Below are 21,503 nucleotides of genomic sequence, written 5' to 3'. Positions count from 1 at the left end.
CCATGGTGTGAAAATGAATATGATTTTAGTAAAGGTAATATTATACAATTTTTATTACTGAAAATCATGAAATACAATAAAAACACAAAGGAGTATTAATATGGTTGAAACGAGATATTTAGTTTTATTAACACCAATGTTATGTTTAGGTTGTGCCACATACTTTGTCCCCGGAGCACCGGAAGGGTACATCGATGTCATTGCTCATCGTGGAGCAAGTGCATATGCCCCAGAAAATACATTAGCGTCATTTAAAAAAGCATCAGAATTAGGTGCACATTGGTTTGAGTTGGATGTACATTTAACAGCAGATAATAAACTGGTGGTGATTCATGATGATGAGCTAAAAAGGGTTACTGGTGTGGAAGGAAAAGTAACAGAAAAGAAATGGGATGAATTAAAAATTCTTGATGCGGGTTCATGGTATTCTCCAGAGTTTAAAGGGGAACACTTACCCTCCCTCGAGCAAGCCCTTAAACTCGCAAAGAAAAATAAGATTGGTGTGTATATTGAAATTAAAAGTAGTGACAATGACGACCCCATCATCCCTTTAATTATTATGAATATTCACGGCAGAGATAAGATGACCCCAGAATTGAAGAAGAAATTAGAAGATATTATTTACGGAAGTAATTCGAGAAATGTTCTTTTAGCTAAAGAAACTATTGAAACAGTTCGAAAACTAAAAATGGAGAAACAAGTTGTATTACAAACCTTTTCACCAATAATTTTCTTTACAGCAATTAATGAAGCACCAGATTTGAGAACAGAGTTTCTTGGTGAAGAGTCGGAGAAACATCCCGAGTGGTGGAATTACTATGTACTATTCGGGAAATTACTAAATGCCCCAGGCATGAATGTCAGTAAGGATAGTCTTACTCAGGAACGACTTAATCAATTTCATGCAAATGGACAAACTGTTGCTGTATGGACAGTAGACAAAGAAGAAGAGATACGGAAATTTGCTGAGTGGGGTGTAGACGCTATTATTACAAACAAACCTGATGTTGCCCTCTCTATTTTACGGCAAATGGGTAAAACAAAGTAGTAAAAGAGATAAATACGTTAGATTTATCCACCAAGCAATTCGCGACAAACTTCGTTCAAAAGTTTGCCATCAACTGTTTCGCCTAATTCTTTCTTCATTGCACCTGTTAGCTTGCCAGCGTGATTCATATCAGGATGCTCGGCGAGATATTGTTTTACTCGCTGGACAACATCCTCACGACTTAATTGTTGTGGTAAAAATTCTTCAATGACAGATATTTCCTTTTCTAATTTGGCTACCTCTTCATCCTTCCCTAATTGCTTGAATACTTCAATACTATCTTTCCGTTTTCGAATCTCACTACGTAGTGTAGCAATGGCTTCATTGTCCGACATTTCTTCAGTTCGTGCAGTGGACTTCTCTTTAAGCAATAATGCAGACTTCACCATTCGCAAGGTTTCCAAACGTATCGTATCCCTGTCTTTCATAGCCTGTTTCATTGCTTCCTGAACAGTATTCATTATGCTCATAAAAGTTTCTCCTTTTAATTCCTTTGGAACTAAAACTATATCCCATGCAATTATATCATATTCCTAAATTTATGAAACTCCAAAAAATAGGTGAAATTTCTGTATAGTACATAAAATACTTGAAATACTTTTATAAATAGGTGTATAATACGTATTACTTTGTAATACGAACAACGATGATGACAATTAAAATGAAAAATCAGCTCAAAGATAATAATATTAGCAAGGGACTACTCTGGTTTGTAGTTCTTGCGATCTGCTTTTCTGCTTTGTCTGCTTTTTTATTTCATTGTCATTATTGCTATAACAATGGAGACGTCGGGTCGCTGGTACATTCTGAAGAGTTTTGCCCCATTTGCTGGTTTATATTGCAAATCGTAAGTTTTTCCTTCCTATATTATTTTATATCCTTTTTCTACCTTCAATTATTGTGGAATTTCCTGATAAAGAGACATTTCTCGTATGAATATCCTTTAATATTTCCATCCCGTGCCCCTCCTTTCTTTAGCTAATCTACTTTTGATTGATAATTGAGTATTTGAAAATTTACGTTTCATTTTTCTAATGGTTTTTATTTATTTTAAGAAAGGAGATTAACCTATGAAAAAGCAAGGTTTTACTTTAATAGAATTACTTGTTGTTATAGCCATTATCGGTATTCTTGCGGCGATATTATTGCCAGCCCTGGCACGAGCACGAGAGTCAGCACGACGCTCATCATGTGCAAATAACCTAAAACAATTAGGTCTGGCATTAAAAATGTATGCAAATGAAGCAAAGGGAGAACGTTTTCCGCCTATTAAATCTACTAATTGTGATGGGAGTCCAACCTTGGGTCTTGCCACAATAATTGACATGGAGACGATATATCCAGAGTATTTAAATGATTTTCAAGTTTTGGTCTGTCCGAGTTCGCCATGGGCAGGTCCCGCATTGCAGTTATGGGATGAAGGAAAAAACCCAGCAACTACTTATGAAGAAGCGTTAACAGAAGGGCATATGCTACTTAATGGTGTTTCTGTGCATCAGAACGGAATAATTGAACCTTGTGAAGTATACGAACATCCCTATGTATATTTCGGTTGGGCTGTTAATCCGACACTGTTTCAATTAGATGAAGACTTTAAATTCTTTGAATTAGCCTTGGAAGAATTAATAGAGCGAATAACAAATCCAACTAATACGACACAACAATGTAAACAGTATGCAGATGAGGATTGGATTTTCCCGACACTTCCTGTCCCTTCTATCCTCGGAAGTACAAAACAAGCATATCGTTTACGTGAAGGAATTGAACGATTTCTAATTACCGATATTAACAATCCAGGTAACGCTAACATGGCTCAATCTATTATACCTGTAGTGTGGGATGGAATATCTGGTGACGATGCATCTCATTTTAACCATGTCCCTGGTGGGTGCAATGTTCTATATATGGATGGACATGTTGACTTTTTAAAATATGTTCCACAACCAGATGTTGAAATTAACAAAGGCAATTTATTCCCAGTGAACAGTGGAGGAATTATTATCCACGAAGCGTCACATCACGGTGCACATAACCATTAATTTTTTTTACACTTTTTTATTTTGGAATGCGATTTATGAAATTTATAAAGTGGTTAAGAAATGCTGACTATAATATATCCCCATCTATAATTTTGAATAAGGCAATATAAGGCTGTACATTTTTGAAGGGTAAATAAAAGGGGAAGATACAATATTTATTGTATCTTCCCTCAATTAATATTTGAATTAAGTTCGTATTTTAGAAATAAATTTTACAGCCGGTGTATATGTAATCTGCTCCGTCATCATCAGTACCGCCATTATAAAGTAGGCCATTCCAGCGGACAAATTGTCCTTCTGCTGAACCATCACCTGTAAACATATGTGACCAGCCTGCCTCTATGACTAAATCTTGTGAGTATTGATACTCAAGAAATAGGGTAAGTTCTGTGCCAAGATGTGAATCGTTCTTTTGTGTCCACCATGGGAAAAGAACAAAAACGGGTCTCTCGAATTCGTCGACAGCTTCGAAATAAGTAGCACAGAGGATTGCACGAATTTTGTCAGTTATATATCCATTTGCGCCTAACCGTACCCACCAAGCATTAGTAAGTTCATTATTCAAGTCTACCGCACCACTTGCAATTTCGTTTGAAAACAGACGGTTGAAACTGACGCTGGCTGTCGGTTTATAAAATGGATTGATAAAATCCCAGAAGGAAATATCTCGATTATCCTCTCCACCAAAATAACGGAAACTGGCAAATACACGCGGTTTCCGCCAGAAATCAAAGGTATACCCTACATCCAATTTTCCAGCCCAATTATCAAATTCTGCATCATCATCACCTTTACCACGGGTTCGGAATATTTTGCCAATACTATCTGCCTCTCCAAATTGATAAGCCACTTCTGCATCAAAATCGAAAGCCTCATATTTCCCTGCGCTACGTAATCCGACAGTGTGTAGCATAGTCTTGTCGTATTCGCCACCACCGAGGAAGGTCGGGACTAAATCGTCAGCGATGGGAAGGTCATCTTCAAGCAACATCCAATATACGTCAAAGGTAACATTTTCAACTGCATTACAAGAAGCATAAACGCCATAAAAATTAATATCATCCTCTGCGAAATCAGACATGGATTCAAATAATTTTGATGCCCAGGCATCGATTGTGAAGGCATCTGCTTTATACGTAAGCCGAATAGCATCAAAAGAGAGTCCTGTCCAGAAAAAGGCAAAATCACGTGGTCCTACTAAAAATTGACTGCCAAATGCTAACTCTTGTCGTCCAACACGTAAACGCAATGGCGTTCCCCACATCTCATCTGCCTCAATGTATGCCTGATACACTTCAACATCATCAATAGAGTTCTGACGTGTATCAACACCAGTTAGATAATTGACAGACCTAAAATCTTCTCCCCAAATGTCGTAAGAATCCAACTCAATAAATGCCCGTACTTGGTCTGTAAAATCTGCATTTACATGTAATCGGGTTCTCTGTTCAATGAATGACAAGTCCTCACCTTTATTGTCCCAATCATAAATGCTGACAACTCCTGGACCTAAAAGATTCCCGATAGGGCGTCCCATAACGGAAATAGCAGACCATCTTGTTTGAGGTTGGGGCATAGGACCTACAAATGTGTTGAAGTGATTGGTGATATAATCCCACCTTAATCTTATCGACCCACCAACTTCTACATTCTGCAATTCTGCATAGGAATTAATCATTAAAAGTAAAAATACCAATAGCGTCAGTAACACAGTTTTTTTCATACAAGACCCTTTCCTTGATTTGTTAAGATTAAAGTTATATAACGAACAAAGATATATGATTGTAATATATAATGACACAGAAATCAAATCAAAATTATAATAATACTAAATAGTGTGTTTAATTATTTACATCACCATTGTAGGTACTATTATCCATCTTAAAACATTAAAATTACCGCTGTTTGTTTCGATACATATTACGCCTCCTTTTTCGAAGGCTATAATTTCTTTATTCTCATCACCACACAGTAATAATCCAGTCAGATGAGATAAATGGGGTAGATGTCCAACGATCATAATATTTTGCTTTGCTTCTTTTTGAATGTATTTCATTATCTTCTTTGGTGATTTTTCTGGTTCTAATTCTTTGAATTCATAGAGACACTCCGATTTTTTTAGGCATTCTCCTAAAATTTTAGCTGTTTCACGTGCCCTTAGTTTAGGGCTATGCCAGATACTATCGACATGACATCCATAGTTATAAAGGAAATGTCCAACTTTTTTAACGGTTTCTCGTCCTTTATCTGATAAGGGGCGTTCAGGATTAATTTCCTTTCCTACTGCCTCTCCATGTTGAACAAGAAAAATAAACTGATTTTTCATACGTCATCTTCCTTGTATATCTTTCATATATTCATCTAAAACTTTACGAATAAGGTTTCCTAACACGGAATATGAGCACGGTTTTTCAAGAATTGCGGATACGCCTAACTTATTAGCACTATCAACAATCTCATCGGTAATCATCCCACTGGTTAAAATTACGGGGATTGAAATCCCTTTGTCATGTAAGATACGAATAATCTCTTCTCCTGAAATTTCAGGCATAATATTATCAATGATTGCGAGCTGAAAATTTTCAATCAATCCCTGTTCTATCATTTCTTTAGCCACTATGGGATTATTTACAATTCGAACGTGATACCCTAATTTTGTAAGTAATCTACCTATAATTCTTGATAACATAGGTTCGTCATCAACCAACAGGATATTTTCGGAGCCTTTAGGGACTTTTTCTTCGCTTATTAGTGTAACGACTGGCTCTTCTTTCATTTCGGTATACACGGGCAAATATACACAGAAACGAGTTCCTTTTCCGGGGTCGCTATAAACGGAAATGCCACCACCTAAACTTGTAACTAAACTTCGCACAATATATAAACCTACCCCTGAACCACCGTTGCCTCTTTTCGTTGTGAAGAAGGGTTCGAATATATGTTCCATTATATCCGGGTCAATCCCAATGCCGGTATCACTAACCAATATTCGAAGATACTCACCAGGTGCAAGTTCCGGATGCTTTGCTAAAAGGGGTTCATCAGCAATGATTTTCTCCGTTCTTATATGTAAAATTCCTCCTTGTGTCATAGCCTGGCAGGCATTAATACACAAGTTTAATAAAATTTGGTTTATTTTACCTGGGGAAGCAAGAACCTTAGGAAGTGGTTCAGTAGTATCCACTTCTATCTTTATACGTGCACTAATTTTGGGTTTTAGCAGGGTCAATACTTCATTGATAATCTGTGATATATCCAATGGAATTCGTTCTCCACCATTTTCACGAGAAACAGATAATATCTGACTGGTCATATCTCTACCCCGCAAAACTGCATTGCGAATAATTTCCAATTCTTTAGATAAGCCTCTAACATCGCTGTATTCTTCCAGTATCAAATCTACATGTCCAAGAATAGCCCCTAAAATGTTATTAAAATCATGAGCAACTCCATTTGCAAGGTAGCCTAATGCCTCCATTCGTTGTTGTTGAGAAAGTCTTTTTTCTGATAAAACCTGCTGAGTTATGTTTTCTAATATAACAAGTATGAAATGTTCATCTTTATAACTCATTGGAAAAACATTAACAGTGAGATACTCGATGCTGTAATCCTCCTGTTTAACTTCAAATATTTTGTCCCATGCTTTCCCTGCATTTATTGTCTCCTTAACTTGATTTATAATAGTCTCGGATTCGTCCGAAATGAAACGGAGGCAATCGAAGTAGCTTTTTAACTGGTCTTTATCCTTCCCAAGTAATTCCGACAACTTATTATTGACAAAAATGATGTCGCCATGTTTATATGCAAGGGCAATTCCGACCCCTATTTGCTCAAAGCCATTTTTTAAAAGTTCCACTTCCTTTTCACGATTTATTTTGTCAGTAATATCATGCATCGTGGCTACTACAAATTCATTGAATTCATACGTTCCTTTATTTAGTCTTATTTCAAACCAGTAATGACTCCTCTCCTTTCGCAGCATACCATAGATAGAAAATACGAATTCGGGTTTATCAACACGAAGTATCTCTTCAATTGACTGTTTAATTTGTTCTCGATAGGGCTTTTCGAAAAAATCCCAGAACTTTTGCTCTGTTGGTAGAGACACATCTAACCACTTGTTAGCTTGGTCATTTAGGGAAAAAATCTTCCCGTCCTTTGTTATTCCTACAATACCATCTGGGGATGACCTCCAAACAACATTTTTCTCTTCTTCTCGTCGTCGCTCTCTTCTAAATGCTTTTCTTAGTTCATAGGTGTATCTTGATATGAGGATATAAAGTAATAAACCTGTGGTAATAACATAAACGAACCCTTTTATGGATTGGGCTATGGTTAAATTTTCACTATCTTTAATAAACCAGTAGAGAATCTGGTCTGAAAATGCAATCCACAACCCCGCAAGGGCAAGATAAATAACAACTATCTTATAAGGAGATAGTTTCATAATATAGTCTCACAAAAATGATTTTAATTCATTTTACTTATTTAATTTAAGTGCCAGTAGATTTAGGTCTACTTACACTGGTCGGCGGTAAAGAAAGCAGATGAAATACTTTCTTTACCAATTCATCCAAAGAAAAAGGCTTTTTCAGAAAATCATCAAAACCATAATCACGTAGTTTATTAACCTCACTTTCATCTATCAATCCGGAAATACCCAGGACACGTGCATATTTTGTCTCATGCCGATTTTTTAATCGTTCGCACACTTTTCTGCCGTCAATATCAGAAAGATGAATATCCATAATAACTAAATTAGGATTATGCTCTACAATCAAGGCTCCTGCATCGAAACCAGTTGATGCGGTTAGGACTAATATCTCTTTATCCTTATCTGCCTTTTTAGCAATTGCATCCGGTATAATGTCAAGATAAAATGGGTCGTCATCAACCACCAGAATCTTTGTCTCGCTTGTCTCCAATCGCTCTAACGGGATTCCATGGGCAATCATAAATGCTCGTAAACTTTCATAAGGAATACGACGGTCTCCACCAGGTCCTAAACGATACCCCTTTATCTGTCCCATGTCAAACCAACGTGAAACAGTATCTGATGAAACACCACATATTGATGCCACTTCACCTGTCGTAAATACTCGCCCTCTCATAATAAATCTCCATTTTTAATTTTTTTACCACAGCACTTATAGACATATTTATCTATAAACTATTTTCTATATTATATAACATAAATTCATTCACAGAATAAAAAATTATATTCAAGCAAATACTGCCTGAATTAAAATTGAAATTTTAAATTAACATATTTTAAAGAACAATAATCGTATCTATTTAAAATACCTCAAGAACCATGCATATAGTGACATAGAAGCATTACAAATTTGTTAAGTAGTAGCACAGATACCCTTGCCTGACTACTCCTTGGTTTAATAGAAAAATTTAATATTTTTCAATTTATATGCTTAGGTTCTCTGAAGAAGAAATTTTTACGTTTTTAAATAAACCCATGTATTACGGAAGAGATAGGTAGAAATATTTGTTATCTACATTTATTTTGATAAAATAAGATTTATAAAATGAAATAAGAGTTTTATGCGGACGAAGACGTTATCGAAAGAGATTGTTGATTTACGATTTTTTTCACAAGAAGAGCCTATTTCTTCTCGTGAACAGGGGACTGTTTTTATAATTGCGTCGGATAATAAGTATATCAAGGCTGTTTCTCAGTTTATTGAGAGTCTGGGGCATGGTATTATTACGTGCCGTTCTACGGAGGAAATTTTAACCTGTTCGCGTAGAACTGTATGTGATGTTATTCTTCTCGACTTAGCAATTGAATACAAAGGGAATATAAATCTTGTTTCATTTCTTCGCCAGAAATTTCCATCGATTAAGCTGATTTTACTTTATGAGATGGAGCAAATGGAGCAGGCACTTGAAGGAATACGAATGGGTGCTTATTTTTATATTCCCAAGAAATGTGACCCGAGCGATGTTGCCAATCTTGTGCATCGTGCTATTTTAGAGCGGAGACGTGAACAGCGTGAGGAGGCAGGTTTTGAACAGATTTTGTTTGAGGAGCTTTCGGGTAATAATCCCCAGATGCATCGTGTGGTTGAAATCATTAGGAAGGTTGCCCCGACAGATAGTACAGTTTTGATTTTAGGTGAAACAGGTGTCGGTAAGGAAGTAGTCGCACAGATTTTGCATCGTCTCAGTCCGAGACGGGACAAACCTTTTATTGCTATCAATTGCGCCGCCTTGCCTGAAAATTTACTAGAAAGTGAGTTGTTTGGACATGTTCAAGGTGCCTTTACAGGGGCAGAACGAGATAAACGGGGTCTTTTTGCAGAAGCAGATGGAGGAACAATACTCTTAGATGAAATTGGCGATATGTCCTTAATGACACAGGCAAAATTGCTTCGTGTCCTGCAAAATGGGGAAATTCGTCCTGTCGGTTCAAATTCGGTCCAGAAAGTAAATGTCCGTATCCTTTCTGCCACCAATAAAGATTTACAGAAGAGTGTTGAAGAACATACGTTTCGTGAGGATTTGTTTTACCGACTAAATGTAGTGCAGATACGAATTCCACCATTACGTGAACGATTAGAAGCACTACCGACGTTAGTTCAGCACTTTATTACGAGGTATAATCACCGATTTGGGAAAAACATTCAGGGTATTGACAACAATGCCCTTGCTATGTTGCGGAAATATCCCTTTCCAGGAAATGTTCGAGAGCTGGAAAGTATCATTGCTCATGCAGTAATTATGGCTGAGGATACTATTATTCACATACACGATTTACCAGAAACAGTGCGAACCGAACAAACTCGTTTTCTTGCTCTACCTACAGATACGAATGATGGTTTATTACCTTTAGCACAAGTAGAGGCTCGACATGTTCGACATGTACTTGAGAAAGTTAATTATAATCAAAGTGAAGCGGCAAAGATTCTGGGTATTTCACGCTCTACACTCTGGAGAAAAATTAAGCAATATAAAATTCCTTTTCCAAAATAGAACTTTATTGGATATTGTATCGAAAGAGGTGGCAAAAAAATTTAATGTTAATGTTTTTTCTAACGTGTTTATAAATCGCCTACTCCTTTTCTCCATATTCCCTATTCAGTTTGTAAGTGGGAGGCTTACATTACTTTTTATGCCGATGATAATGTTGGTTTTTTACTATAAGTAGGATGTTGTACTACTTGTTCTGGCTGGAAACGTAGTGCTTATTTACTAAAAGTTTCGTGTAATTTTACGTGATTATTTGTATTTAAAAGTTTAATAAAAAATAACAAAAAAGAGGAAGTCATTTCTGACTTCCTCTAAAACAACATTTATATTATGTGATTTCTAAATCAACAAATTACTTTTTTCTGCGAAGGACTAAAACGCCACCAGCAGAACAAAGGACACCTGCAATCGCAAGACCGATTCCTGTTGCAACTGGCATTGAACCTTCTGGAAGGACTTCAACGATTACTACCGATGAAGCATACATTCCTTTGGACTCATCTGTTACTACGCACTGGTAATTACCAGCATCTGCATTGGTTACATCGCGAATTATCAAACGTGGAGCATTCTCACCGCAGGGTTCTCCATTATGTGTCCATTCATAACTGACAGTTCCAACCATATCTTTTACTTCAACTCTCAGGTCGATGGTTCCACCTTCTTCTACCTTTATTTTTCCGCTCGGGTAAATCTTTACTTTTTCATCAGCAGGAGGCCCTGGATAGACAGAGGGGTCTAATACCGCTGCAATAAATGCATCACCCGGACCTTTTACATCTGCATATTCTTCATATTCTTTATAATTCGTGTAGCCATCACCATCCGCATCACCATCTTTGGAGAGGAACTCTGGTAATCTCTCGTAAGCATTCGGGTCAGTTTCTATATCATCTACAAGGCAGGACCCGTGTGACAACACATCACATAATGCTAACAAACCTGCTACTGTTGCGACTGACTCCGCACTGGCATCATCACCTTCAGTTGCAAAACCTGCAAGAACCATAAGCAAATTACGGAACAAGGTTACGATAAGTGCCTTATCGATACATCCAGGAGGATCACCTGGTGACGTGCATAATGGTGGAACTGTCGGATAAATCCCTCGAAGTAAAGGCCAAGAGTAGGGAAGCATGCCATTTAGAAATGTATACATCCCATCGGTATAGAGCATCTGGTAGTTTGCATTATATGCATTAATCACATCGGTTGGATTTACACCTGGTTTTACTTGTCCAGGTAGTGTTCCGGAAGCAAGATTAGCATATTTGTCTGGATTTTGCACCAACTCTTTAATAATCCGCAACTCATAATTACCATCCAACATCCCATTCGGGGTTGGCAGGTCATCTACAATTCCGCCATTAATATCTGCTACTGCACATTGAACCATGGTCAATAATGCAGCATCATCACCCAACAACTCTAATAAGAAAGCAAACTCATTCGTTACGAGGTTATAGGCACCGTCTAATAAACCACAAAAATCCAGTTCGCTCGGGTTCGGAGGTGGTTGTACCGCATACGAACTACCAGCCAGCCCTAAGATAAGGCTTAACAACAGCATCATGGTGAAACTTTTTTGTTTTAACATAGTTTTTCTCCTCCCTAAGGTTAGGGGTTAAATGTTATTATTAAATTTTAATATAAACCTCAAGGACAACCTACAGCCTTGACACATATATAATATACCATTTAAAAACTTAAAAGTCAAGTCAGAATGTATATTTTTTGTAGATTTTTATTCCCAATAAAAATCCAATTAATCCCCTTTAATTTTACATGTTCTTTTTATTTATGGTCAATCTTGATGTATATATTAGATATATGCTATACATGTCTTAAAGAAAAGGAAGGAATAACTTATATCAATTTTGTATTTTATAATCAAAACAGGTATAATATTTTCATGCCAAATTTATATTTGGCTAACAACCAGGAAAGTAAAAATTGAACTCAATGTTAAATGAAACCCTGTGAAAAGGTTCTGGAAAGGAAAAATTATTATATATCGAGGGGTTCAAGAATATATGTTTGTAGTTTTACGAGATAAAAAGACATATCGGTATACCCCGGTATGTTCGATATATGTCTCAGATTTTAATAGGCATTTAACTATTACTTTACCCTTATTATACATATCATCAACACCATAGATTTTACAAGTAGTGTGTTGGTGAATGTGTTACCCCTCTGATGTGCAGGTTTCCTTCCCCAGCCTTTTCCAGTAAAGAAGGAGGAGTTACCTATGCTAATGTTGTATTATGCAATTGGAGGCGGGATTATTGGGATTCTTGTTGGTGTTATCTGCACGTTGCTTGTGGTTCGGATTCGTTCGAACAGCATTTTAAGTCGTGCCCATCGTGAATCCGCCCAGATGATAACTGATGCCGAACGGGAATCTGCGGTAATTATCCGTGATGCAAAAACCCGAGCCCGCGAAATTGAAGTTGAAATCCGCTCTAAATTAGAGCAGGAAGGTCGCGAGATGCGTCGTGAGATTGCCAACCTTGAAAAGCGGATTCAAGCAAAAGAAGAAGCCATTGAGAAACGTGCTGAAGCCCTTGACAGGACGGCAATCCAGTTAAGCACTCAGGAACGTGATTTGGTTCAACGTGAAAAACAGTTAGACAAAGAGCGGGAACGAATCACAGCCTTACAGCAGGAACAACTTAAACGGTTGGAAACGATAGCTGGAATGACTACAGAGCAGGCACGTAAAGAACTCTTTACTATGTTAGAAACAGAGGTGAAGCGTGATTCTGCCCTACATCTGAAACGAATCGAAGATGAACTGAAAGAGGAAGCGGATAAACGTGCTAAATGGATTATTGGTGAAGCAATCCAGAGGTGTGCAGTTGACCATGTTGCAGAATCGACCGTAACGGTTGTTTCCTTGCCCAATGAAGAAATGAAAGGTAGGATAATTGGGCGTGAAGGACGTAATATCCGCACATTGGAAAATGCAACGGGCGTCAATATTATTATTGACGATACCCCAGAAGCAGTTATTATCTCCGGTTTTGACCCTATACGTCGGCAAATTGCGAAATTAGTTCTTGAACGAATGATACAGGATGGTAGAATTCACCCCGCACGAATTGAAGAGTTAGTTGAGAAAGTTACTGAGGAACTGAATCAAACGATACGAGAACGTGGTGAGGAAGCCTGTCTGGAGGCAGATGTCCACGGATTGCATCCGGAAATCATTAAATTATTAGGGAAATTAAGTTTCCGTACTTCTTATGGACAAAATGTCCTACGGCATTCTATAGAGGTTTCACATCTAACAGGGATTATGGCAGGAGAACTCGGGTTGAATATCCAGGAAGCAAAACGAGCAGGCCTAATCCATGATATAGGTAAAGCATTGACCCACGAAGTTGAAGGAGCCCATGCTGTTCTTGGGCATGATTTAGCGAAACGTTACGGTGAGTCCGAAACAATTGCCAATGCTATCGGTGCTCATCATGGAGATATGCCTAACAACTCTGTATTGGCGGTATTAATTCAGGCAGCAGACGCCATGTCTGCATCGCGACCCGGTGCAAGAAGCGAAAGTTTGCAAATTTACCTGAAACGGTTGGAACAGTTGGAAACAATTTGCTCCTCCTTCCCAGGTGTGGAAAAAGCGTATGCGATTCAGGCTGGCCGTGAAGTTCGTGTAATGGTTCAACCGAATCAAGTTAGTGACGCCGAGGCAACGGTTCTTGCTCGTGATTTAGCCCGCAAAATAGAAAGCGAGCTAACTTATCCAGGACAGATTAAGGTAACAGTTGTTCGCGAGACGCGGGCTGTTGAAACAGCAAAGTAAAAAACAGATGCAATGATAATTGATAATTTTGTTAAAAAGTATCATGATAGGGAAAAGCATGCTAAATGTTCTTTTTTTAGGTGATATTATAGGTAAACCAGGCAGGGCTGTTGTGCATGAAGTCCTGCCAAAATTACAGAAAGAGCGTCACTTTGACCTCATCCTTGCAAATGCGGAGAATAGTGCTGGTGGTTTGGGAGTAACTCCCGAGACATTGAACGCCTTACGAAAAACTGGTATTCATGGATTTACCCTTGGTAATCATATCTGGAGGTATGACTCGATAACAGAGGCGTTAGAAAACGATAGCGATGTAGTGAAGCCTGCAAATTTGCCTCCTTCAACCCCTGGTAAGAATTATATGATTTTAAGCACCAATAATGGGATAAAAGTAGGGATTATTTCCTTATTAGGCAGGGTTTTTATGGAGCCTGTGGACTGTCCTTTCCGTCGTGCAGAGGAAGTCGTCAACGAAATATCCAAAGAAACATCAATAATTATTATAGACATTCATGCAGAAGCCACTGCGGAGAAATTGGCACTTGCCTGGTATCTTGATGGCAAATGCAGTGCCATTGTAGGAACACATACGCATGTGCAAACTGCCGATGAATGGATACTACCGAACGGAACTGCTTACATTTCTGATATTGGGATGTGCGGACCATACCATTCAGTTATCGGCATGCAGATTGACCGAGTACTTCTCCGTTTCGTCACAGGGATTCCTAAAAAATGGGAAGTAGCAAGTGGACCCACCGTGTTTTGTGCTGTTGTATTGGAAATAGATGAAAAGAATGGGAAGGCGACACGGATTGAACGAATTATGATAAAAAATACATAATGAAAAACTATGGCTCTTTCTTTTATAATCATGAAACAGGAGGCAAATAAAAAGGTTCATGTATCTAAAACAGATAGAACTTATAGGTTTCAAATCGTTTGCTGAAAAGACTGCATTATCCTTTAATCCGGGGATAACGGTGATAGTTGGACCCAATGGATGTGGGAAGAGTAATATCCTTGATGCTATTCGCTGGGTATTAGGCGAACAAAGCACGCGAGAACTTCGAACCATGCAGATGGCAGAAGTCATTTTCAATGGAAGTGAAAATCGTTCTGCTCTCGGCATGGCTGAAGCCACTATTACCTTTGATAATCATGATGGCAAATTACCCGTTGACTTTAATGAAATTCAAATAACTCGTAAGGTATATCGTACAGGGGATGGGGAATACTTTATTAATAAATCCCCCTGCCGACTTAAAGACATTACAGAACTATTTATGGATACTGGCGTAGGAACAGATTCTTACTCTATTATAGGACAGGGGAAAATTGATTTAATTATCAGCACACATCCTGAAGACCGCCGTTATCTGTTCGAAGAAGTCGCAGGTATTGTTAAATATAAATCCCGTCGTAAAATTGCAGTCCGAAAATTAGAATCAGCAGAACAGAATCTGCTCCGTCTTCAAGATGTTATCGCTGAGGTAGAACGGCAACTCCGCAGTCTAAAACGGCAGGCTCAAATAGCACAACGCTATCGTAATCTAACCCAAAAACTTAAAGAGTTTGAGGTGCGTAATGCCTGGTTTTTGTTCAATACGCTACAGGAAAAAATCCACGACCTGCGACACGAATTAAATGAGAAAAAGAAAAACTACCATGAAAAGGTAAATCTACAAACAAAATTAGAAACGGAAGAAGAACAGAATTACCTCAAACGTTCTGAAATTGAAAAACTTCTCTCAGAGAAACGAGAACAGTTTCATAATTTGGAAACGAACTTAGAACACCTTGAATCACAGTTGGGCTTGCATCAACGTGAGTTAGAATACTTATCACTCCGCAAGAAAGAAACGGAACAGGAAAAACAACACCTATCATTTCGTTTGCAGGAGATAAAAAACGAAATTGTTCAATTAGAACAGAAAAAAATAGAGTTGTCCAATCAAATTAAAGAATTGGGGAATACGTTAGAATCAACCAAAAAGGAAGAAGAAAAACAATTAAAACAGATTCAACAAACAGAATTGGAATTAACCAAGAAACAACAATTTCTTATTGACCATATCAATTCTAAAAATCAAATTCAGTCTCGAATTCAGATACTACAATCTCAACAACAGTCAATACAAAAACACATTGCAGAAATACAAGAAACAATTCAGACACATGAAAAGACACGTAATGATTTGGAACAGCAGAAACAACAACTGGATATGGAAATCCAGAAGAAGCAAGTCCATATAAAAGAACTGATTAAAAAAACAGAACAAGTCCAATTCGAACTTTCAGAGACCGAGAAAAGGATTCAGCAAGCAGAGCAAAAACATCAGCAATTAAGAGAACGTATAAGTAGAATAGAAGCACGACTTCATTCCTTAAACGAACTTCGTGAGAGGTATGAAGGTTTTGCCAGTGGTGTTCGAGCGGTAATGAATGCAAAAAATGAGGGACTTTTAGGCGGTGAACACATTTTAGGACCCATTGGCGACTTAATCCGCACAGAACGTGGTTACGAATTAGCCATTGAATCCGCGTTGGGTGGAAATATTAATAATATAGTTGTCCAAACAGCAGACTCCGCAAAGATAGCCATTGCATTTCTGAAAGAACATTGGGCAGGTCGGGTTACCTTTTTACCGCTTGATACTCTTCGACCCAGCACAACCCCATCCTACCCTGAATTAGACCCACATCCAGGAGTTATTGGCCCAGCAATAGATTTTGTTCATGTTGATACTCCAATTATACCTGCACTGCAATATTTACTTTACAATACCTATCTGGTGCAGACCATTGATGATGCTATCCAAATTGCACGAACCTACCAGCAATATCCAAAATTGGTAACGATGGAAGGGGAAATTATTAATCAATCTGGTGCAGTTACAGGCGGTAGAACGAAACAAGAGGCACGTGGCCTTCTAACTCGTGTCTCTGAAATTGAGGAATTAGAACAACAGCAAGCCACTACAAATCAACACATCCAAGAAACAGCAGAACATATAAAACAATATAATGAGCAATTAGAACTTTTAAAACAACAAATACGGGCTTTACAAAACGAACAAAATAATTGGTCACTGCAAATTCAACAGATACAAATTGAACGAGCCCGTCTTGTTGCACAGCAAGAACAAATTTCGAACCTCATCACGCAGTTATCCGCATCAATTAATGACTTAGAAAATGAAGCGTCAAAAATCAACGCTGAAGTGGCTAAAACAGACCAGGAAGCACATTTGATTATAAAGGATGATACGCAATTAAAGAGTGAAATTGACCAGCAACAACAAGAATTAAACCAGTATCGTAATGGGTTGGAGCGCATCAGACAACGAATAACTAATTTGCTTGTCCATGCTACCGAGCTTACCTCTCAGTTACAAGAAGTTGATAATAACCTTGCCCGATTGGCTCAAGAGACATCAAATGTGGAAACAACCTCCGATGAATCATCAAAACAAACCCAAAATTTAACAAACGAAATCAAGTTGGTTCAAGAAAAGATAGCCGACACAAGGGCAAAATTAACTCAATTAAGCGAAACCCGTCAGGTAGCCCAACAGGAATTGGTTCAAATACAGGAACAATACCAAAACCACATCCAGAATTTTGAGCAGGTTTCCAGAACAATTAAGGATTTACATGCTGAACTTCAAAAGAATCAGGAAGAATTACACCAGTTAGAACTGGAACTCTCACAAATAAATCAACAGGCTCAATTCCTTCGCCAACGGATATTAGAAGAGTATCAATTAGAACTGGATATGTTATCCTCTACGGATGTTGGGAGTGATGAATGGGATGAAACAGAACGAGAACAGCAGATAGAACAAATTCGGCAACAAATTCAACGTTTGGGAACCGTAAATCCGATGGCAGTGGAGGAATATGAAGAACAATCAAAACGATATGAGTTTTTAATATCCCAACAGAAAGATTTAAATCAAGCACGAGAGAAATTACAAGAAGTAATACGTCGGATTGATGAAACTGTTCTTATAATGTTCACACAGACATTTAAAGAGGTCGGCGAACATTTTAAGGAATTTTTCCGAAGATTGTTTAATGGTGGTCATGCCCGTATTTATTTGATAGATGAGAATGACCCATTGGAATCAGGCATCGAAATTGAGGCACGTCCACCAGGAAAGAAACCGCAGTCTATACATCAACTTTCAGGTGGAGAACAAGCACTTACCGCTATCGCTTTATTGTTTGCCATATTCAAAACGAAACCCAGCCCATTTTGTATCCTTGACGAGGTTGATGCCCCATTGGATGACACAAATATCAGTCGTTTCCTTGAAATTGTGAAAGAATTTACCCATAGTTCTCAGTTCATTATCATTACGCATAATAAACAAACGATGGCTTGTGCCGATGCTATTATCGGAATCACTCAGCAGGAACGCGGTGTTTCTGAAATTGTATCAATAAAATTAAAAGAACTGGTTGAAGCCACCTCGTAAATTTCCAATGAAACCATCAAAACCTAAAATTCTCCATGTGTTCAGTAACCATCGTTGGACTGGACCTGCGGAACCAGCATTAACGCTTATTAAAAACCTACGCGAATTGGGTTGGGATATTGACTTTATATGCAGTGTAAAAGGGGTTCCCAAAAATAAATATAACCGAGTATATGAAACTGCTTTACAGGAGAATATCCCAACACTTTCATCTTTTTACATGTCAAAACATAAACACCCTATCAAAGATTTTCTCGACCGCAAAAATCTCGTGAAATGGGTTCAGGAAAAAGAATATAAAATAATACACTGCCATTTAGATAATGACCACAGAATCGCTACAGAAGTAAAGACAAGCCAGTTTCTCATTCGTTCCAATTACTATGGTGAAGGACTCCCCGAAAAGATGAAAAAATATGTGACTAAAACACATTACATTCTTGAACCTTCTCGTCTCGCCCAAAAAAACGATATGGAACGATTTCACCGCACAGATGAGCGGTGCCCTATTATTCCACTTGCTATCGATTTGCAACGATTTAATCCCAATCGAATGCTACCTAAAATAAAGTTAAATATGCCTGACAATGCTATTGTCTTAGGTATCGTGGCACGATTACAACCCCATCGTAAGTACCATTTATTGTTTTCAGCGATTCATTCACTTATTCAGGAAGGCTGGCCCTTGTACCTCGTAATTGTAGGTAGGGGTACTCGACAGGATGAAGTCGCTTTTAAGCCTGTAAAAGAGTTGGAATTGGAATCACAAGTCATTTTCACGGGGTATTTGAACAACGACGATTATGTCGCTATGTTAAATATATTAGATATTTGCATATATCTCGTCCCAGGAACCGATGGCACATGTCGAACGGTGCGTGAATATATGGCGATGGGTAAGCCTGTTATTACCACGAAAACGGGGATACTCCCTGAACTGGTTGAACATCAGAAACAGGGACTTATCGTTAACGATACTGTTGAGGAACTATATCGGGCTATTCGTACTCTTTGCGAACATGAGGGATATCGAAAAGAATTAGGTAAAAATGCCCGAAATAAAGCCATTCAACAATTCTCTCCTCAATATCAAGCAGAAAAAGTTTCGGAGATTTATGAAAATTGTTTAAAAATATGAAATAAAGCATCTTCCCAATCTATGATATAAAAAATCATTGCAAAGGAAACATAAATGAAAAGAATTTTAATCACAGGTGGGTCTGGTTTTGTAGGAGCCAATTTAGCAATATTTCTCAAAGAAAGTTTAACAGATACACATGTTATTGCTTTCGACAATTTACATCGCCGGGGTTCAGAATTAAATTTACCAAGACTATATGAGAAACGTATAGAGTTCATTCATGGGGATATTCGTAATGAGTCTGACATTAAAAACATTCCACCGTGTGATTGGATAATTGAATGTAGTGCAGAGCCTTCTGTCCTTGCAGGATATGTATCTACGCCTACATACGTTCTTCACTCCAATCTTACTGGAGCACTCCATTGCTTGAACTGGGCAAAGGAGACAGGCACTAAGTTTATGTTTCTATCAACCAGCCGTGTATATCCATATACAAAACTAAACGAACTACCTCTTCAGGAAACTGAAACACGATACCAACCCGATTTCAATGAGAAACTCCCTGTGGGTTTATCTCACAAGGGTATTTCAGAACTATTTCCATTAGATGGCTTGCGAACACTTTATGGAGCAACCAAACTCGCCGTTGAACTTATTGCTGAAGAATATAACGCTATGTATTCCCTCCCTATAATTATCAATCGTTGTGGCATTATTGCTGGACCATGGCAAATGGGACGTATTGACCAGGGTATTGTCGCTTTATGGCTCGCCCATCATATTGCTGAAAAGCCATTGTCTTATATCGGCTTTGGTGGAACAGGGAAACAAGTTCGCGATTTAATAGATATTAAAGACCTATGTAACCTTATCCTATGGCAACTTAAAAATTATGAAAAACTAAATCAAACGAAATTCAATATTGGAGGAGGTATCGAACGAAGTTTCTCTCTTCTTGAATTAACAAAACTGTGTCAAGATATTACAAATCATAAAATACCTATTCATCCCGACCCTAACACTCGCCCTGGCGATATTCCCTACTACATAACAGATGCGTCACTTATCCAATCAGTAACCCCATGGAAACCTATTTGTTCACTTGAACAGACCTTGTTAGATACTGCAAACTGGCTTTCTTCAAATCAATACATATTAAAAGGTATCCTCTTTTAATAAAGAATCATGGGTAAAATCTCTTGAATTCAAGTATGTATAAGGGTTTTGATAAAAAGGAACTTGAGTAAAGGTTTTAATATCAATTCTAAAATTTAAGCTGAATTTTTGTATTATATATTTCAAAAGTAAAGGAGCCATTATGAATCATCATTTATCTATGTTAAAGCCGGAACCAGATGAAGTATTAAAACAGTTATTAGAAGGGAACCAGCGATTTATAGAAGGAACATTACAACGACCTCATTCCGACCCTGAACGTAGAGTTCTTTCTTCTCAGGTATCACAAGCTGATTATGCAATTGCAACGGTCTTATCTTGTTCTGATTCTCGGGTTCCCCCTGAGATTATTTTTGATTGTGGAATTATGGATTTATTCGTAGTGCGGTTAGCGGGAAACGTGCTTAGTGATATTGCTCTTGCAAGTATTGAATATGGTGTGCTCCATGTTAATACACCATTACTGTTAGTAATGGCACACAGCCAATGCGGTGCCATTACAGCGGTTGTGGACGCTTTAAAAAATGAAGCAGGAACCGCATCTACTCATACGCATGAAGAAAATACAAATATATACAAATTATTTGACCTACTATCCCCCGTAGTTCAATCAATGTTAGAAAAATTAGGACCTACCTTATCACGACAAGAAATAATTAATCTATGTGCTCGTGAACAGACAAGGCACATCATTCAACAGATAAGAACACAAAGCCCTGCAATTGCAGAAGTGGAAAAAGTAAAGGCAATAAAAATTATTCCTGTGTATTATGAATTAGAAACAGGCAGGGTTTTTCAAATAGAATAATCAGCAATTTATAAATTTTCTTGCTTTTATAAAATAAAAACCAAATTCTAAAAGGAGTATAAA

At 37.8% G+C, this 21,503-nt stretch carries 15 protein-coding genes; 9 read left to right on the top strand and 6 right to left on the bottom strand.

Going from position 1 to position 21,503, the window contains the following annotated elements:
- Window positions 1–100 precede the first annotated feature (100 nt).
- On the top strand, window positions 101–1,048 hold the full coding sequence (locus tag PLJ10_05455) for a glycerophosphodiester phosphodiesterase family protein (protein ID HOK09092.1): 948 nt from the start codon (window positions 101–103) through the stop codon (window positions 1,046–1,048).
- A 23-nt stretch (window positions 1,049–1,071) separates the two neighbouring features.
- Here the strand turns inward: PLJ10_05455 and PLJ10_05450 are convergent, their stop codons facing one another.
- Window positions 1,072–1,518 carry a GatB/YqeY domain-containing protein gene (locus PLJ10_05450; GenBank protein ID HOK09091.1) on the bottom strand — a complete coding sequence of 149 codons (447 nt, stop codon included), beginning with the start codon at window positions 1,516–1,518 and terminating at the stop codon, window positions 1,072–1,074.
- A gap of 600 nt (window positions 1,519–2,118) precedes the next feature.
- Between PLJ10_05450 and PLJ10_05445 the strand changes: the two genes are divergently transcribed.
- Window positions 2,119–3,087 (top strand): DUF1559 domain-containing protein, encoded by a 969-nt coding sequence (locus PLJ10_05445; GenBank protein HOK09090.1) that lies wholly within the window; start codon window positions 2,119–2,121, stop codon window positions 3,085–3,087.
- Window positions 3,088–3,286: 199 nt separating this feature from the next.
- Here PLJ10_05445 and PLJ10_05440 read toward each other — a convergent pair whose 3' ends face one another.
- The 4 genes from PLJ10_05440 to PLJ10_05425 all read right to left on the bottom strand — a co-directional run bounded on the left by PLJ10_05440 (window position 3,287) and on the right by PLJ10_05425 (window position 8,198).
- Window positions 3,287–4,810 (bottom strand): alginate export family protein, encoded by a 1,524-nt coding sequence (locus tag PLJ10_05440; protein ID HOK09089.1) that lies wholly within the window; start codon window positions 4,808–4,810, stop codon window positions 3,287–3,289.
- A gap of 126 nt (window positions 4,811–4,936) precedes the next feature.
- Window positions 4,937–5,413 (bottom strand): phosphohistidine phosphatase SixA, encoded by a 477-nt coding sequence (gene sixA, locus PLJ10_05435; GenBank protein HOK09088.1) that lies wholly within the window; start codon window positions 5,411–5,413, stop codon window positions 4,937–4,939.
- A 3-nt stretch (window positions 5,414–5,416) separates the two neighbouring features.
- Window positions 5,417–7,534 carry an ATP-binding protein gene (locus tag PLJ10_05430; protein HOK09087.1) on the bottom strand — a complete coding sequence of 706 codons (2,118 nt, stop codon included), beginning with the start codon at window positions 7,532–7,534 and terminating at the stop codon, window positions 5,417–5,419.
- 46 nt (window positions 7,535–7,580) lie between these two features.
- Complete coding sequence (locus PLJ10_05425) at window positions 7,581–8,198, bottom strand: response regulator (GenBank protein ID HOK09086.1); 618 nt, start codon at window positions 8,196–8,198, stop codon at window positions 7,581–7,583.
- 445 nt (window positions 8,199–8,643) lie between these two features.
- Between PLJ10_05425 and PLJ10_05420 the strand changes: the two genes are divergently transcribed.
- Entirely contained in the window at window positions 8,644–10,074 is a 1,431-nt protein-coding gene (locus tag PLJ10_05420; protein HOK09085.1) for a sigma-54 dependent transcriptional regulator, read from the top strand.
- 349 nt (window positions 10,075–10,423) lie between these two features.
- On the opposite strand, the gene PLJ10_05415 is transcribed toward PLJ10_05420, so the two are convergent.
- On the bottom strand, window positions 10,424–11,668 hold the full coding sequence (locus PLJ10_05415; GenBank protein HOK09084.1) for an immunoglobulin domain-containing protein: 1,245 nt from the start codon (window positions 11,666–11,668) through the stop codon (window positions 10,424–10,426).
- Between the two features lie 654 nt (window positions 11,669–12,322).
- Between PLJ10_05415 and rny the strand changes: the two genes are divergently transcribed.
- The 6 genes from rny (at window position 12,323) to PLJ10_05385 (ending at window position 21,440) form a co-directional block, all read left to right on the top strand.
- Window positions 12,323–13,888, top strand: a complete 1,566-nt coding sequence (gene rny / locus PLJ10_05410) for a ribonuclease Y (protein ID HOK09083.1) — start codon at window positions 12,323–12,325, stop codon at window positions 13,886–13,888.
- A 58-nt stretch (window positions 13,889–13,946) separates the two neighbouring features.
- Window positions 13,947–14,732, top strand: a complete 786-nt coding sequence (locus tag PLJ10_05405; protein ID HOK09082.1) for a TIGR00282 family metallophosphoesterase — start codon at window positions 13,947–13,949, stop codon at window positions 14,730–14,732.
- A gap of 58 nt (window positions 14,733–14,790) precedes the next feature.
- Window positions 14,791–18,372, top strand: coding sequence for a chromosome segregation protein SMC (smc, locus tag PLJ10_05400; protein HOK09081.1), 3,582 nt, complete (start codon window positions 14,791–14,793; stop codon window positions 18,370–18,372).
- A gap of 7 nt (window positions 18,373–18,379) precedes the next feature.
- Complete coding sequence (locus PLJ10_05395) at window positions 18,380–19,510, top strand: glycosyltransferase family 4 protein (protein HOK09080.1); 1,131 nt, start codon at window positions 18,380–18,382, stop codon at window positions 19,508–19,510.
- Window positions 19,511–19,564: 54 nt separating this feature from the next.
- Window positions 19,565–20,632 carry an NAD-dependent epimerase/dehydratase family protein gene (locus PLJ10_05390; GenBank protein HOK09079.1) on the top strand — a complete coding sequence of 356 codons (1,068 nt, stop codon included), beginning with the start codon at window positions 19,565–19,567 and terminating at the stop codon, window positions 20,630–20,632.
- Window positions 20,633–20,774: 142 nt separating this feature from the next.
- Window positions 20,775–21,440 carry a carbonic anhydrase gene (locus PLJ10_05385; protein ID HOK09078.1) on the top strand — a complete coding sequence of 222 codons (666 nt, stop codon included), beginning with the start codon at window positions 20,775–20,777 and terminating at the stop codon, window positions 21,438–21,440.
- Window positions 21,441–21,503: the final 63 nt, after the last annotated feature.

The organism is Candidatus Hydrogenedens sp., from assembly GCA_035361075.1.
Lineage (GTDB): Bacteria > Hydrogenedentota > Hydrogenedentia > Hydrogenedentales > Hydrogenedentaceae > Hydrogenedens.
This window is presented reverse-complemented; position numbering and strand designations above follow the sequence as displayed.

Coding starts and splice junctions, on each gene's coding strand:
- PLJ10_05455 (HOK09092.1), top strand. CDS start 101: ATGGTTGAAACGAGATATTTAGTTTTATTAACACCAATGTTATGTTTA.
- PLJ10_05450 (HOK09091.1), bottom strand. CDS start 1,518: ATGAGCATAATGAATACTGTTCAGGAAGCAATGAAACAGGCTATGAAA.
- PLJ10_05445 (HOK09090.1), top strand. CDS start 2,119: ATGAAAAAGCAAGGTTTTACTTTAATAGAATTACTTGTTGTTATAGCC.
- PLJ10_05440 (HOK09089.1), bottom strand. CDS start 4,810: ATGAAAAAAACTGTGTTACTGACGCTATTGGTATTTTTACTTTTAATG.
- sixA (HOK09088.1), bottom strand. CDS start 5,413: ATGAAAAATCAGTTTATTTTTCTTGTTCAACATGGAGAGGCAGTAGGA.
- PLJ10_05430 (HOK09087.1), bottom strand. CDS start 7,534: ATGAAACTATCTCCTTATAAGATAGTTGTTATTTATCTTGCCCTTGCG.
- PLJ10_05425 (HOK09086.1), bottom strand. CDS start 8,198: ATGAGAGGGCGAGTATTTACGACAGGTGAAGTGGCATCAATATGTGGT.
- PLJ10_05420 (HOK09085.1), top strand. CDS start 8,644: ATGCGGACGAAGACGTTATCGAAAGAGATTGTTGATTTACGATTTTTT.
- PLJ10_05415 (HOK09084.1), bottom strand. CDS start 11,668: ATGTTAAAACAAAAAAGTTTCACCATGATGCTGTTGTTAAGCCTTATC.
- rny (HOK09083.1), top strand. CDS start 12,323: ATGCTAATGTTGTATTATGCAATTGGAGGCGGGATTATTGGGATTCTT.
- PLJ10_05405 (HOK09082.1), top strand. CDS start 13,947: ATGCTAAATGTTCTTTTTTTAGGTGATATTATAGGTAAACCAGGCAGG.
- smc (HOK09081.1), top strand. CDS start 14,791: ATGTATCTAAAACAGATAGAACTTATAGGTTTCAAATCGTTTGCTGAA.
- PLJ10_05395 (HOK09080.1), top strand. CDS start 18,380: ATGAAACCATCAAAACCTAAAATTCTCCATGTGTTCAGTAACCATCGT.
- PLJ10_05390 (HOK09079.1), top strand. CDS start 19,565: ATGAAAAGAATTTTAATCACAGGTGGGTCTGGTTTTGTAGGAGCCAAT.
- PLJ10_05385 (HOK09078.1), top strand. CDS start 20,775: ATGAATCATCATTTATCTATGTTAAAGCCGGAACCAGATGAAGTATTA.